Source organism: Pantoea sp. SYBGC1, from assembly GCF_057197005.1.
Genome location: NZ_JBXUNM010000001.1, coordinates 903,399 through 917,644, shown reverse-complemented (window position 1 = coordinate 917,644; position 14,246 = coordinate 903,399). Strand labels below are relative to the sequence as shown.

12 protein-coding genes and 1 tRNA gene are annotated in these 14,246 nt (G+C 56.1%); 6 read left to right on the top strand and 7 right to left on the bottom strand.

The annotated features are described in order from the left end of the window. Positions 1 to 20 precede the first annotated feature (20 nt). Complete coding sequence (gene sbcB / locus AC2CF9_RS04325; protein ID WP_484556325.1) at positions 21 to 1,442, bottom strand: exodeoxyribonuclease I; 1,422 nt, start codon at positions 1,440 to 1,442, stop codon at positions 21 to 23. 195 nt (positions 1,443 to 1,637) lie between these two features. Between sbcB and dacD the strand changes: the two genes are divergently transcribed. From dacD to AC2CF9_RS04310, 3 genes are all read left to right on the top strand, one after another. Continuing rightward, positions 1,638 to 2,807 (top strand): serine-type D-Ala-D-Ala carboxypeptidase DacD, encoded by a 1,170-nt coding sequence (dacD, locus tag AC2CF9_RS04320; protein WP_484556324.1) that lies wholly within the window; start codon positions 1,638 to 1,640, stop codon positions 2,805 to 2,807. A gap of 174 nt (positions 2,808 to 2,981) precedes the next feature. Beyond that, positions 2,982 to 4,040 carry an FUSC family protein gene (locus AC2CF9_RS04315; RefSeq protein WP_039385281.1) on the top strand — a complete coding sequence of 353 codons (1,059 nt, stop codon included), beginning with the start codon at positions 2,982 to 2,984 and terminating at the stop codon, positions 4,038 to 4,040. A gap of 171 nt (positions 4,041 to 4,211) precedes the next feature. Further along, positions 4,212 to 4,532, top strand: a complete 321-nt coding sequence (locus AC2CF9_RS04310) for a DUF496 family protein (RefSeq protein ID WP_150016423.1) — start codon at positions 4,212 to 4,214, stop codon at positions 4,530 to 4,532. 36 nt (positions 4,533 to 4,568) lie between these two features. On the opposite strand, the gene AC2CF9_RS04305 is transcribed toward AC2CF9_RS04310, so the two are convergent. Further along, the gene (locus AC2CF9_RS04305; protein WP_150016422.1) at positions 4,569 to 5,636 is read right to left on the bottom strand and encodes a LacI family DNA-binding transcriptional regulator; all 1,068 of its coding nucleotides are present in this window, start codon (positions 5,634 to 5,636) and stop codon (positions 4,569 to 4,571) included. Between the two features lie 68 nt (positions 5,637 to 5,704). Beyond that, positions 5,705 to 6,490 carry a phosphate/phosphite/phosphonate ABC transporter substrate-binding protein gene (locus AC2CF9_RS04300; protein WP_484556323.1) on the bottom strand — a complete coding sequence of 262 codons (786 nt, stop codon included), beginning with the start codon at positions 6,488 to 6,490 and terminating at the stop codon, positions 5,705 to 5,707. A gap of 217 nt (positions 6,491 to 6,707) precedes the next feature. Between AC2CF9_RS04300 and AC2CF9_RS04295 the strand changes: the two genes are divergently transcribed. After that, positions 6,708 to 7,730, top strand: coding sequence for an LLM class flavin-dependent oxidoreductase (locus AC2CF9_RS04295; RefSeq protein ID WP_150016420.1), 1,023 nt, complete (start codon positions 6,708 to 6,710; stop codon positions 7,728 to 7,730). A gap of 843 nt (positions 7,731 to 8,573) precedes the next feature. On the opposite strand, the gene AC2CF9_RS04290 is transcribed toward AC2CF9_RS04295, so the two are convergent. Genes AC2CF9_RS04290 through AC2CF9_RS04280 form a run of 3 tightly spaced genes read right to left on the bottom strand, consistent with a single transcriptional unit; the run spans position 8,574 to position 11,524 of the window. After that, positions 8,574 to 9,401 (bottom strand): glycosyltransferase family 8 protein, encoded by an 828-nt coding sequence (locus tag AC2CF9_RS04290; RefSeq protein ID WP_150016419.1) that lies wholly within the window; start codon positions 9,399 to 9,401, stop codon positions 8,574 to 8,576. Between the two features lie 20 nt (positions 9,402 to 9,421). Beyond that, complete coding sequence (locus AC2CF9_RS04285) at positions 9,422 to 10,804, bottom strand: D-arabinono-1,4-lactone oxidase (RefSeq protein WP_484556322.1); 1,383 nt, start codon at positions 10,802 to 10,804, stop codon at positions 9,422 to 9,424. A 60-nt stretch (positions 10,805 to 10,864) separates the two neighbouring features. Then, positions 10,865 to 11,524, bottom strand: a complete 660-nt coding sequence (locus AC2CF9_RS04280; protein WP_104085360.1) for a TetR/AcrR family transcriptional regulator — start codon at positions 11,522 to 11,524, stop codon at positions 10,865 to 10,867. A gap of 182 nt (positions 11,525 to 11,706) precedes the next feature. Here AC2CF9_RS04280 and AC2CF9_RS04275 point away from each other — a divergent pair, with 182 nt between their 5' ends. Next, positions 11,707 to 12,600: a hypothetical protein gene (locus tag AC2CF9_RS04275; protein WP_484556321.1), complete on the top strand. Its 894-nt coding sequence runs from the start codon at positions 11,707 to 11,709 to the stop codon at positions 12,598 to 12,600. 116 nt (positions 12,601 to 12,716) lie between these two features. On the opposite strand, the gene AC2CF9_RS04270 is transcribed toward AC2CF9_RS04275, so the two are convergent. Then, positions 12,717 to 12,792, bottom strand: a tRNA-Asn gene (locus tag AC2CF9_RS04270). 518 nt (positions 12,793 to 13,310) lie between these two features. On the opposite strand from AC2CF9_RS04270, the gene AC2CF9_RS04265 reads away from it, so the two are divergent. Further along, the gene (locus tag AC2CF9_RS04265) at positions 13,311 to 14,234 is read left to right on the top strand and encodes a sugar ABC transporter substrate-binding protein (RefSeq protein WP_039385265.1); all 924 of its coding nucleotides are present in this window, start codon (positions 13,311 to 13,313) and stop codon (positions 14,232 to 14,234) included. Positions 14,235 to 14,246: the final 12 nt, after the last annotated feature.

Here is a 14,246-nt window from a genome sequence, read left to right as displayed (position 1 = left end):
TGCCGCCGCAGCGCCTCTCCTCAGGAGACCAGCGCCTGAGCGTAGTGATAAAGCGCTTTCAGCTGCGCCATCTTATCCGCATCCTCTTCGTGCAGGCTGGCGAGCGACTCCAGCTCCAGCAGAAATGCCTGAACCCGCTCTGCATTTAACGCTTCGCGGCGATGCTGCAGCCAGCGCTGCTGCTCGCGATCGTCGAGCGTGCCGGGAAAATTACGCGCCCGGTAGCGGAACAGCAGCGGATTAACGCGCGCGTCGTTAAACGTGAGATCCAGCGCGGGCAGATTCTGCGGCGCCGTCTGACGCAGAATATTCATGCCGGCGCGATCGGCATCGCTGAAGAAGCCATCATAGAGCTGCGCATCAACATCCTCTGACGGTGTAAACGGCTCCGCTTCCGCAAACAGCGTCACCACTTTTTCGCGTACGGCGACGTGCTGGCGCAGCAGGGCGAGGTTCGCCAGGCAGTGCTGGCGATCAATCCCGAGCCGCTCCGCATCCTCCGGGCGCAGCGTACTGGCCGGGGCCAGCACCGGGCACTTATTGATGTGCACCAGCTTGATCGGCACCGGAGCCGCATCGCCCAGCTCGTTCTGCCGCGTATAGAGGCGCTCGCGCAGCGCGTCCGGCTCCAGTTCCAGCAGCGGCGTCATATCGCCCGCCAGGTCCGCCACGATCAGCGCATTTTTATTGTCAGGATGCCACGCCAGCGGCACGATCCAGCTGGTATTGCCGCGCGCGGCGCCAAACATACCGGAGACGTGAACCAGCGGCTTCATCTGCGGAATATCAATCAGGGTCATCAGCTTCTGCTTATTGCGATGCGCAAACAGAAATGCATACAGCTTTGGCTGCTTCTCTTTGACCAGTTTTGCCATCGCCAGCGTCGCCCATACATCCGACATCGCATCGTGCGCCTGTTCGTGCGCCACGCCGTTGGCCTGCGTGAGATGCTCCAGCTTAAAGCTGGGAAAGCCCTCATCATTTTCAGGCCAGACAATCCCTTCCGGGCGCAGCGCATAGCAGGCGCGCATCACATCCAGCAGATCCCAGCGCGAATTGCCGTTCTGCCAGCTCCAGCCGTAGGGATCAAAAAAGTTGCGGTAGAAGATATTGCGCGTGACCTCGTCGTCAAAGCGCACGTTGTTATAGCCGATAACACAGGTATTGGGCTGGGTAAACAGCGCGTGGATACGTGCGGCAAACTCCGCTTCCGTAACACCGCGCGCGCGCGCAACCTGCGGCGTAATGCCGGTGATCATCACCGCTTCCGGCTGCGGCAGATAGTCATCTGCAGGCTGACAGTAGAACACCTGCGGTTCACCCACCGGGTTAAAGTCGGCATCGGTGCGCAGGCCGGCAAACTGGGCCGGACGATCCAGCGACGGGCTCTTCCCGAAGGTTTCATAATCATGGAACAGAAAGGTGAACTCAGAGGCGGGCACGGCGTTATCCTGGATTGAAAAATCAACCCACAGAATAGTCGGGCGTTTCAGTCAGCACAACCCTCATCCATTGCGCTGCGGGCGGGGCTGAGCTTTTTCTGTACGGGACATACTTTTTTTCAATTTATTCAGATATCAAAGCGCTATTTGCCGTACAACGTGCGGCGGTAAATTCATTTTTAAACTGAGGACGATGTGTTGAAAAGGCGTGTGTGGGTAACTCTTTCTGGATTAGTGTTTGTGGCATCAATAGCGCAGGCGGATGACAGCCTGGCGTTTCCCGTGACGGCGCCGGGTATTGATGCCGCATCATGGGTATTAATGGACGCTACCACCGGGCAGATCCTCACTGCCGGCAATCCGGATGCGGAGCGTAATCCCGCCAGCCTGACCAAACTGATGACCGGCTACGTGGTCGATCGCGCCGTCGATCAGGGGAAAATTACCCGGGATGATGTTGTCACCGTGGGCAAAGATGCCTGGGCAGCAGGAAATCCGGTGTTTAAAGGCTCTTCGCTGATGTTCCTCAAGCCAGGTGATAAAGTCACGGTGCGCGATCTGATGCGCGGGGTCATTATCGACTCCGGCAACGACGCCTGCGTGGCGCTGGCAGACTATGTCGCCGGCAGCCAGGAGAGCTTTGTCACCATGATGAATCACTATGTGCAGAAGCTCGGTCTGACGCATACCCATTTTGAAACCGTGCACGGCCTTGATGCGCCGGGTCAGCACACTACCGCGCGCGATCTGGCGGTGCTCTCGCGCGCCATTATTAATGGCGAGCAGGACTTTTACGCTATGTACAGCGAAAAGACCCTGAGCTACAACGGCATTACGCAGAACAACCGCAACGGCCTGCTGTGGGATCAGCATCTGCACGTGGACGGCATGAAAACCGGCCATACCGAGAGCGCCGGGTTTAATATCGTCGCCTCCAGCGTTGAAGGCCGTCACCGGCTGATTGCGGTGATCATGGGCGGCAAAAGTTCCAAAGGACGCGAAGAGCAGGCGCGCAAACTGCTGACGTGGGGGCAGAGTAACTTTGATACCGTACAGCTGTTCCATGCCGGCAAGAAGATCGGCAGTGAAAACGTCTGGTATGGCAATCCGCATAAAGTCGAAGTAGGCACCACGCAGGATATCTATCTGTCTCTGCCGCGCAGCGAAGTGGCTAACGTGATGGCGAAATATGTTATCGATCGCAAAGATCTCACCGCGCCGCTGAAAGCGGGCGAGCAGATTGGTGAGATTCAGGTACTGGATAAAGATAAAGAGCTGGCAAGCTATCCGCTCTATGCGCTGCAGACGGTTGAAGAGGCGGGCATCCTTACCCGTATCAGCGACTACGTGAAGCGTAAACTCTGACCGGTTTAATCGTGGCGTTACCACTGCGTTTCCTTATTGAAAGCAGAATGTAACGCCACGGTTACCTGATGCGTACGGATAGAAAAAAAGCGGGAAAAAGCGGCAGCAGGGGCTGAAGCCTGCTGCCATGCCAGGGTAACATAGCGCGCAAATTTTTCCCGTTTCCGGATCACCATGTTACGCGCTGACAAGCCTGTCTCGTCGATTGAATTCTGGTTCTACCGTCACTACCGCGCCGTACACGGCGTGCGTATCGCTATCGCCTTTGTGCTCTGCTTTCTGTTTGTCAGGCTGACAAATATTCCCGAAGGTACCTGGCCCCTGATTACGCTGGTGGTGGTAATGGGACCTATCTCCACCTGGGGAAACGTGCTGCCGCGCGTGATCCAGCGCATCAGCGGAACCTTTGCCGGGCTGATTTCCGGTCTGATTGCGCTGAAGCTGGAGCTTATCTCGCTGCCGCTGATGCTGGTCTGGTGCTTTGCGGTAATGATTGTCTGTGGCTATCTGACGCTGGGCAAACATCCCTATATGGCGCTGCTGATTGGCATCACGCTCGGCGTGGTGGTAGGGGCGCCAGCCGGTGATTTCACCGTGGCGCTGTGGCGCGGCGGCGATGTGATTTTAGGCTCGCTGATGGCGCTGCTGTTCAGCGCTATCTGGGCGCAGCGCGCCTATATCCACTGGCGTATACAGCTTTCAGATGCGTTTGTCAGCATGGCAAAGATCCATCACGCCGGCTTTTCCCCTAATCTGGTCGAGAAGCCGCGTCTCAATACGCGCTTTCAGAAGCTGCTCAGCAGCGTGATCAGAATGCGCGCGCTGCTTGAGCCCGCCAGCAAAGAAACCCGTATTCCAAAATCGGTGTTTGAAGCGATCCAGACCATCAACCGTAACATGGTCAATACCATGCAGATGCAGATTGAAGCCTGGTGGGCCTCACGCGAGAGTCATCTGCTGCTGCTCAGTGCACCTGCGCTGCGGCGTACCCAGCAGATGACCGAAGAGACGCTGAACGCGCTGGCGCTGCTGCTGCAAAAAGGCGAGACGGAGCAGGTTATCGCAAACAGCCACGCCCTCGAGGAGATCGTGCAGGAGCTGGAGGCGCTGATCGCCAGCGGCAGCGCGCAGCTTGAAACCACGGCGATCTACGGCTACGTCTGGCTGAGCCTGGAGCAGGCGCGGCAGCTGGAACGCATGACCGATCTGGTCCGGCTGGCGCTGCGTAAATAGTTTTCTCCGGCAACCACTTAGTGCGAATCGCCCTTTCTTTGCGCTAAGATAAGAGCCAGTCTGAAATTTGCTGTGAGAATTGCTAACCCGGCTCAACAGCCGCTAAGCTACAACTCTTGACGTTATATGACTATTCCGCCTGCTGCTGCAGGCCTTAAGAAAGGTGCCAACATGGAAAATGCCAAGCAATCATTTCAGGACGTGCTGGAGTTTGTGCGTATGTTTCGTCGTAAAAACAAACTGCAGCGCGAAATTCACGATAACGAAAAGAAAATCCGTGATAACCAGAAACGTGTGTTGCTGCTGGATAACCTGAGTGAATATATTAAACCCGGCATGAGCGTGGAGGCGATCCAGGAGATTATCGCCTCTATGCGCGTGGACTATGAAGATCGCGTGGATGAGTACATTATTAAAAACGCCGATCTGTCAAAAGAACGCCGCGATCTGTCGAAAAAGCTGAAAGGCATGGGTGAACCGAAAGGGCACTAAGCTCAACGATGTGGTTTCACTGTGACGAGGTCGCCATTATGGCGACCTTTTTAATGCCTGCGCCAGAACCTGCAGCTGGCGGGCAATCTCATTGTTATTCAGGCCATCCCGCTGCGGAGCGGCCGTGGTTTCGCGCAGAATCAGCCCGGTTTCGAGCAACGGCGCAGGCAGCGTCTCTCCGGCCAGCTGCGCCAGGATCCGGTCCACGCTGATACGCCCAAGCTGCTGCAGATCCTGCCGGATGGTGGTCAGCGGGGGCTGATACCAGGCGCTCTCTGCGGTGTCATCGTAGCCAATCAGCGAGATATCTGCCGGGATCGCCACGCCGTGCTGATGTAGCGCGCGCATCGCACCCAGCGCCATCTGATCGTTAGCCACCAGCAGCGCCTGTGGCAGCCGATTCGGCAGCAGGGTGAGCAGCGCCTGATAGCCGGACGCCGCGCTCCAGTCACCCTCCAGAATGCAGCAGGGCTGCAGCTGATGCTGTGCCAGCGCCCGCTGCCAGTCAGCAAAACGTGCGCGGGCAGACGCTGAGCGCGCCGGACCGTTCAGCACGCCGATTTCACGATGCCCCAGCGCCACCAGATGATCCACCGCCTGCTGTGCCCCGCAGCTGCTCTGATACTGACACTGCGGCACCGGCGCACAGGCTTCGACATCAAGAAACAGGGCGGGTTTACTGCCGCACTGCTGCTGAATCTGCGCCGCCTGCGCGGCATCCAGCGGCAGGTTAATCAGCAGGGCATCAACGCGCTGTGCCAGCAGCTCATTGACCGTATCCGGTGCGGCACTCTGCGCGTTAGCCATGGCGATTACCAGGTGATATCCCGCAGCGGCAGCCTGTTGCTGAATCGCAGAGGCGATCTGCGCCGGCGCCATCAGCGCCAGATCGCTGGTGGCCAGCCCCAGCGTGCGCGTTGCCTTTCCCGCCAGCTGCTGCGCCACCCGGTTGGGTACGTAGCTGAGTTCTGCCATCGCCGCCTCTACCCGGGCGCGCGTGCGTGCCGAGACCTGCGACGAATGGTTCAGTACCCGGGATACCGTTTGATAAGAGACGCCGGCCAGGCGGGCGACATCATCCAGCGTTACAGAGCGCGCGGTCATTACATTCTCCTGAATTGACTGCGGCGAGTGTAACAAATTTTCCCGTTGCTCACCTGTTCCCGCGCTGTTCAAAGCCGGGTAACGCCCATGGCTGCCGCCTGCTGCTCCCACGCGAGCACCTCATCGTAGTAGCTGCGGCGGGGCACGGAGAAACCGGCCAGCAGATTGGCCTGCATCAGCGGTTTGAAATCCTCAACGTTGGCCAGTTCAAATAACGCGCTGCGCAGCTTTTCCAGCAGCAGGCTGTCGGTGCGGGCAGAGGTAATAAGCGGCAGGGCCGGGCAGAGCGGCGTCTCGCCAATAATGGCCACATCGGCCAGCGCCTGCGGCTGATATTTCTGCAGCAGCGCCCAGGTAATACAGTCAATGGCGGCGATATCCGCTTCATTGCGGCGCAGCGCTGCCAGCGACTGCTGATGGCTGCCGCTGAAGTGCGTTTCGGCAAAAAATTTACCGTTCTCTGCAAGCGGTGCAATCGCATAGCGCAGGGCGTTGTAACCGGAGTGTGAGTCAGCGCTGTTGCATACGGCACGGCGTCCGCGAAAATCTTCCAGCATGCGGGCATTCTCCGCCTGGCGCACCACCAGCCAGCTGCGATAACGCAGATCCTGGCAGCCCGCTGCGCACGACTGCAGCGTACCGACCAGCTGTACTTCCGGCAGCTGGCTGACCAGCGCATAGCCGCAGGTCTGGCTCAGCAGCAGATGGTCGTCGCGCCAGTGGCTAAGCAGATTGTCCGGGGCGATCACCTCTGCTGTCACATCACGTTTTGCCAGCAGTTTCAGCAGCGCATCGGTTGTAGCCGCCGTTGTCGCGCTGTCGATGTCATACATAGGTAAAGAGATAAGGTGCATAGGGCATCCCTGAGTGCATCAGCCTGTTCGGCAAATCAGTGCTTTAAGAATAGCTGAGATTGATAAGCGAGAGGGTGGCTGCAATTGTACAAAAAAGTTGAAGATGCGCACGAAAACTATTGGCTATCACTGCCTGCCGCACTGGCGTACCCTCTGTTTATCGATTTATGCATACGTAACGCCAGGCGGTCCTGTCGCTGGCGGGGAGCACTGAAACATGAAAAAAATTGGCTTTCTCTCATTTGGTCACTGGACGCCGTCGCCTCATTCTGCCACCCGCTCGGCGCAGGATGTACTGCTGCAATCTATCGATCTTGCGGTGGCGGCAGAAGAGCTGGGGGCCGACGGCGCCTACTTCCGCGTCCACCATTTTGCCCGTCAGCTGAGTTCACCTTTTCCGCTGCTGGCGGCGGTGGGGGCGAAGACCCGCCGCATTGAAATCGGGACTGGCGTTATCGATATGCGTTATGAAAATCCGCTCTATATGGCAGAAGATGCGGGCGCAGCCGATCTGATCTCTAACGGTCGTCTGCAGCTCGGGCTGAGCCGCGGTTCACCGGAGCAGGTGATTGAGGGTTATCGCTACTTTGGCTTCGATCCCCGCGCCGGCGAGAGCGATGCAGATATGGGACGCCGGCATACCGAGGCGCTGCTGGACGTGCTGCGCGGCGAGGGGTTTGCAAAGCCAAATCCGCAGCCTATGTTTCCAAACCCGCCAGGGCTGTTGCGCCTGGAGCCGTTCTCTGAAGGGCTGCGCGAGCGTATCTGGTGGGGCTCCGGTTCAAACGCCACCGCCGTCTGGGCTGCAGAGCAGGGGATGAACCTGCAGAGTTCTACGCTGAAAGATGATGAAACCGGCGAACCCTTCCATATGCAGCAGGCACAGCAGATCCGTGCCTACCGCGCAGCCTGGGCTGCCGCAGGCCATCAGCGCACGCCGCGCGTGTCGGTGAGCCGCAGTATTTTTGCGCTGATGAATGATACCGATCGCGCCTATTTTGGCCGTGGCGGTCAGGATCAGGATTCAGTCGGTTTTCTGGATGAGAAGACGCGCGCCATCTTCGGCCGCAGCTACGCCGCCGAGCCGGATCGCCTGATAAAGATGCTGGCAGAAGATGAAGGCATCGCAGAGGCTGATACGCTGCTGCTGACGATTCCAAATCAGCTCGGCGTGGATTATTGCGCGCACGTTATCGACAGCATCCTCACCCACGTCGCCCCGGCGCTCGGCTGGCGTTAACCGGCTGCGTATGAAACCAGGGCCGCATTAATGCGGCCCCTACGCGCATCATCGTAGGGGCGCCATTTATGGCGCCCTTTGCCGCTTATAAAACCAGGACCGCAACAATGCGGCCCCTACATATACCGCCACCGTAGGGGCGCCATTCATGGCGCCCTTGGGCACGTATGAAACCAGGGCCGCAATAATGCGGCCCCTACGCGCATCATCATCGTAGGGGCGCCATTCATGGCGCCCTTTGCCGCGTATAAAACCAGGGCCGCAATAATGCGGCCCCTACGCGCATCATCATCGTAGGGGCGCCATTCATGGCGCCCTTTACCGCGTATAAAACCAGGGCCGCAATAATGCGGCCCCTACATATACCGTCACTGTAGGGGCGCCATTAATGGCGCCCTGGTCGCACATGAAACCAGGGCCGCAATAATGCGGCCCCTACGTACATCGCCACCGTAGGGGCGCCATTCATGGCGCCCTTTGCCGCGTATAAAACCAGGGCCGCAACAATGCGGCCCCTACATATACCGCCACCGTAGGGGCGCCATTAATGGCGCCCTTTGCCGCGTATAAAACCAGAGCCGCAATAATGCGGCCCCTACGCACATCGCCACCGTAGGGGCGCCATTCATGGCGCCCTTTACCGCGTGTGAACCCGAGGGCCGCAATAATGCGGCCCCTACATATACCGTCACCGTAGGGGCGCCATTAATGGCGCCCTGGCCGCACATGAAACCAGGGCCGCAATAATGCGGCCCCTACATATACCGTCACCGTAGGGGCGCCATTAATGGCGCCCTGGTCGCATGTGAACCCGAGGGCCGCATCAATGCGACCCCAGCGGCATCAAGCGGTGCCGCGCTCCCACCACAGCTTGTCCAGCGCATAATAGCGGTCGCGCTCTTCTTCTGGCTGATTGAGATCGCGCTTCCACGGCTTGGCGAGGATATAGTGCAGGTTTTTAACCTTATCCTGCTGCCACATAGCGCTATGCTGAAATGGCAGCGTCTTCAGCGCGTTATAGATATAGGAGAGCGGCAGCCAGCGTCCGGCAAACACTTCATTCAGCAGATCCTGCTCGGAGAAGGGATAGCGTTTAAGATCGTCAATCTCCTGCACTTTCTGCTGCAGCCAGCTGAACACAGCGTTATCCGGTTTCAGCACCAGAAAACCGCCGTTGAGATAAGCATCAAGCGTGGCGGGTGCTGCTTCACCCCGGTCATGCCAGGTATAGTGGCAGTTTTCCGGCTGCCAGCTGGCCGGATAGCTCGCAATCTGGTTTGGATTACAGCGGCAGGCGTGGCAGGCGGCCAGCGCATACTTACCCATATCCAGCGTAAACAGCTCATCCATATTCTGCAGAACCAGCATATCGGCATCCAGAAAGACCACGCGCTCATAATCGGTCAGCTCCCATGCGCGTAGTTTGCTCCACACCTCGCCAAACTGTGCTGAGGCGTAGTGCTGCTCCAGCGCGCTGTCAGGCATCAGCGGCGCGACCGGGTGGATCACGCAGCCCGCAGCCTGCAGCGCAGCGCGCGTGTCAGCATCGATTGCATCCGTTACCATAACAACCAGCGGCCAGCGGGTTTCACTGCGCTGAAGCGAACGGTGCAGTGCTTTCACGCCAATAACATAATCGGGCTGCGTCAGCAGCGTTACCCAGGCGAACATACTCTCTCCCTGTACAAACATCAGTCAAAAAGCGCGGTGGTATAGTCGTTACTGAAACGACGGGAAGGATCCAGCGTCTCACGCACCGCGCGGAACGCATCCCACTGCGGATAGATATCGCGCCACTGATAGCGCTGCGGATCGTAATATTTTCCCCAGTGCGGGCGTCCGCCTTCGGCGACCAGCAGCTTCTCCACTTCCGTCAGAAAATGCAGGCCCTCCTGCGACAGCGAGCCATCATCCGCGTAGTAGACCACAAAGCCAAAGAAGCAGGAGGGCTGCTGATGTGACGGGCTCAGCCAGCCCTCCGAGGCGCCGGTGCAGCGCAGGATAATCGGGTAGTGCATATGCGGCTGATGCTCAGCGTACCAGGCTTTGATTTTGCTGATAATCTGCGGCGTCTTATCGAGCGGCACGGCAATTTCTACGTTGATCTGCGGCACCGCGATGCCGCGACAAAAAAGCTGATAAATATCGCCGCTGACATCGGTAAAGTCGCGGAAGCGGGTGACGGTGCGGAACTGTTTACCGCCTTTACCGTGGATTTGCGTATCGCGGTGCATCTGCGCCAGCGTCTGATCGATCGTATGGTTCAGGCTGCTGTCGGCGTTATCGCCATGCTCAATCACCTGACGTCCGTTGGCGTGCCAGGCCTGCGTATCCTCATCGCTCGCCTGCTCAGCGTTCCAGACGTGCATCAGGTTGTCATCGACAAACCACCAGGCTTTGCTCAGCTCGTAGTCGCTGTTCCACTTCAGCAGATCCTGCTCCAGCCCATCGGCGCTGACGGCAAACTTGTAGCAGGTAAATAAGCGAAACGGCTGGGTGCGCAGTGTAACCGCCGTCACAACGCCAAGCGAACCCAGTGCAACCTGCGCTGCCGGGAACTCGGGCTCGCCGCGCGTAAACTCGCGTACGCTGCCATCAGCCAGCACCATACGGATGCGCAGCGCTTCATCGGCCAGTGAGCTCTGCTGTAATCCCTGACCGTGGGTGCCGGTTGCCAGCGCGCCGGCCAGCGTCTGAACGGCAATCACGCCTGGCGAAGAGGCGAGCATGCGATCGCGTGCGGTTAAGGTGTCATAAACTTCCTGCAGCAGCGTACCGGCGGCAAAAGTGATGGAATTGTCATCTTCAGCCACCACGCCGGTAAAGGCGCTCAGGTCAAGCAGCAGATCGTCAGGCTGCACGCAGAGCATCCGGCCTGGCGACAGCCGGCTGCCGACCAGACGCACTTTTCCGCGCGTGTCGCGCAGCAGCTGCTGCAGCTCAGCTTCCGTTTGTGGCTGATGCAGCTGCTGACGCTGACCCACAACAGAGTTCTGCGCCCAGTTCCACAGGGCCGTATCATGTTCAGTATCCTGGGTGTTGCGTAACGGATAGAGAAGGGCATCTTTATTCACTTCAGTGTTCCTTAGTCTCAGGTCTGTGACGGTCCCGTTGATGAGATCAAGCGTAGACCATCACAGCGAACCCGCAGACGACGGGGCCTGGCGAATGTAACGCAGCGTTGCCGCCACGGCCAGCTGACGATTGCGGCGGATGGTTTCCGCTTCGCTGTCGTCAGGGGTGAACAGCGTATGAAAGGTGTAGCGATTCGACACATGGTGCACGCAGATACTGCTGATTAGGCGGTGCACATCCACGCTGTTGAGGTCGCGGTAAAACAGACCCTGCTGCTGGCCACGCGTCAGTATCGCTTCAAGCAGATCGAGCGCGCTGCGGTTAAGCGTTTTGATCCGCTCAGACTGCATGATATAGCGCCCGCGCAGCAGGTTTTCGCTGCAGACCAGCCGCATAAAATCCGGGTGCGCCACATGATAATCAAAGCTCGCCTCAACCAGTTTGATCATCGCCTGCTCCGGTTCGAGCGTGGCAAGCTGCAGGCTGGTTTCATGCTCGCGCATGGCGCGATACACCTGCTCCAGCACCTCGATGTAGAGCGCCTCTTTGCTGGTGAAGTGATACACCACCATGCGTTTCGTGGTCTGCGCCAGCGCTGCAATCTGCTCCATGCGCGCGCCCGGCAGGCCATATTCAGCGAAAACAGAGAGCGCAGCCGCAATGATACGGCGCTTTAATCCTTCCGGATCGTTTTTGCGTTTACCGGGGGTTTCAGACATGGTTTTCACAGTATTGATCAAAAACTCCATGATAACACAGGCTTCCTGCGGCCCGGACAGCACGACGTGTGGCGCGAAGCCAGCGGTGAATTTCAGGCCATAAGGAGCGAATTTAGAAAGCGCGCAGAGAGGAGATCATTTTTACTATAGGGCTGTTTTTAAGACACAATTCAGGAGAAGTTATGTCAGTTCCCTCTTTAATCAGTACCAAAGAAGCTTCCCGGCTTAGCGCATATGCAATGGGCATCGGCAGTGAATTAAATATGAAAGATGTTACCCGGCCCAAAGGTATGCTGGAGCATGTTATCGATGTCTTTACATTAGGCGGAGTCAGAAGAGAAAAAGAGGAAGTCTATAAGTCAGTAATATCTGAGCTTAGAAGCGTGCTTCATGATAAAAAAATTACGCCAGATTCGCTGCAAAATATGAAAAAAATAAAGTTAAATCTCAATGAAATGGATATTACGTTAAGGCCCGATAGCCGGTATAACGCAATGCAGATTATCGTATCAAAAGGAAACGAAAAGGCAGAGGGTTTTGTACCTGACAGCAATTTTACTGCTCTCTGTTCATCGATCATGCTCAGAGAAAAATTAGGGCTCAGTAGAGATAATGATCTTCTTATGCCATCAGGAGAAATTAATCTTACAGATATTCATGAAGCTAATTTGAATTCAAAGGATGTTGTTTCGATTCTTAGTAATGTGCCTCCTCAGATAAAATTAATTACAACTGAAGAGAATGTAGATAGGTTAAAACTTGACTGTGATAAATTATCAGGAATAAATCATAATACTAAAATTTCTGGCAGCAATGAACCAGAAATAAAGATAAATATCTTAGGAAAAAGCATAACAAGCAACGATGTGGTTTTTTTTATCGAACCCCGGAAAAATTCTGACTCTGACTCTGACTCTGACTCTGACTCTGACTCTGCTGCAAAAAATTCTTCGAGTGTACATTTCGGTGAAGAAACGTTAAATTTTTATTATAAGCCTGAAGAAGATGCTGAAAGCCATCCACCTCTTTATGACAATATGCGAAACCGCAAAGACCTGTCGGTTAAAGTCAGTTAACACTTCGCAAAGCCTGACCTTTCAGGCCAGCCTGGTACATCACCAGCCAGTACCACATCAAAACATAACATAGCAAAAAGCCCGCTCAGGTTTCCCTGAGCGGGCTTTTCAGATTCTGGCTCCTCTGACTGGACTCGAACCAGTGACATACGGATTAACAGTCCGCCGTTCTACCGACTGAACTACAGAGGAATCGTGTGAACGAGGCGAATAGTAGCGAGCCCGATCCCGCTTGTCAAAGCCGCACTGCACACTTTTGGTTTAAGTGCGCGCAAAAGCACCATTCTGCTGCTTTTCTGCCTGATATGGCGGCAAAGCAAACTGCCAACAGGATCTCACTTCAGAGGCATTTCCGCTGAGATGTTAGAGGCGTGTCAAATTTTTGCGGTTTGCTGATTTTAAAACAACCGTTTCAGTGCTTTTATGATGAAAATTTCATATAAAGCAAGTATGAAACAAATGAACTGCTTATCATCACGCCGGAAACTATTTTTTACCCGGTGGCGGTGACAGCAAAATTAACCTGTTGATAAGGAGCGCGTTCTTCAGAGCAACATCAGCTGGCTTCAGCGCGAAAAGTGCAACTATCTAAAATCTGTACCCATAAATAACGCCAGCCGCGGTGCGCAAAGGCAAAAGATTTTTTTCATTTACCTGATGCATCATGCTGTGCGTGCGTTAACCAACAATAAGAAGGTAGAAGGTGCCCTATGAAATTTAAAAAAGCGTTAGTCACTTCCCTGTTGGCCTGCATGTTGCCCGCTGCGGTTATGGCGAAAGATCTGCAGGTTGGCGTCTCAATGGCGCTGTTTGACGACAATTTCCTGACCATTCTGCGTACGGCCATGCAGAAAGAGATGCAGAAAGATAACGTCAAAGGCCAGCTGGAAGATGCCAAAGGGGATGTGTCGCAGCAGCTGCAGCAGGTGCAGAACTTTATCGGGCAGGGCGTGGACGCCATCATCGTTAACCCGGTAGATACCAACGCCGTGAAACCGATCATGGACGCGGCGAAAAAAGCCAACATTCCGCTGATCTTCGTCAACCGTAAACCTGCCGGTGAACTCACGGACAAAATGGCGTATGTCGGCTCAGACTCCGAGCTGGCGGGCCGCCTGCAGATGGAAGCGCTGGCCAAAGCGATGAACGGCAAAGGCAACGTGGCGATTCTGATGGGCGATTTAGCAAACGAATCAACGCGCGACCGCACCAAAGGGGTGGAAGCGGTAGTAGCAAAATATCCTGATATCAAAGTGGTGCAGAAGCAGACCGCAAAATTCACCCGTAACGACGCGGTGGATGTGGTCAGCAACTGGATGACCGCCGGCGATGACATCCAGGCTATCGCCTCTAACAACGATGAAATGGCGATTGGCGCCCTGCAGGCGCTGGGTAAAAACCCGAACCATATCCTGATCGCCGGCGTGGATGGCACCCCGGATGCGCTGCAGATGCTGAAAAACGGCAAAATGGTCGCCACGGTTTTCCAGGATGCCAGCGGGCAGGGTGCAGGCGCGGTGCGGGCAGCGGTGAGTCTCGCAAAAGGGGAGAAAGTTGAGAAAGTGATCAACATCCCTTACCAGCTGATCACCAAAGAGAACATGGCGCAGTTTGAGAATCGCAACCAGAAATAACCGCTCCCCCCT

Bases quoted from the DNA above. Each gene is read 5' to 3' on its own strand.
- AC2CF9_RS04315 (WP_039385281.1), top strand. From the start codon at position 2,982: ATGTTACGCGCTGACAAGCCTGTCTCGTCGATTGAATTCTGGTTCTAC.
- AC2CF9_RS04310 (WP_150016423.1), top strand. From the start codon at position 4,212: ATGGAAAATGCCAAGCAATCATTTCAGGACGTGCTGGAGTTTGTGCGT.
- AC2CF9_RS04305 (WP_150016422.1), bottom strand. From the start codon at position 5,636: ATGACCGCGCGCTCTGTAACGCTGGATGATGTCGCCCGCCTGGCCGGC.
- AC2CF9_RS04300 (WP_484556323.1), bottom strand. From the start codon at position 6,490: ATGCACCTTATCTCTTTACCTATGTATGACATCGACAGCGCGACAACG.
- AC2CF9_RS04295 (WP_150016420.1), top strand. From the start codon at position 6,708: ATGAAAAAAATTGGCTTTCTCTCATTTGGTCACTGGACGCCGTCGCCT.
- AC2CF9_RS04290 (WP_150016419.1), bottom strand. From the start codon at position 9,401: ATGTTCGCCTGGGTAACGCTGCTGACGCAGCCCGATTATGTTATTGGC.
- AC2CF9_RS04280 (WP_104085360.1), bottom strand. From the start codon at position 11,524: ATGTCTGAAACCCCCGGTAAACGCAAAAACGATCCGGAAGGATTAAAG.
- AC2CF9_RS04275 (WP_484556321.1), top strand. From the start codon at position 11,707: ATGTCAGTTCCCTCTTTAATCAGTACCAAAGAAGCTTCCCGGCTTAGC.
- AC2CF9_RS04265 (WP_039385265.1), top strand. From the start codon at position 13,311: ATGAAATTTAAAAAAGCGTTAGTCACTTCCCTGTTGGCCTGCATGTTG.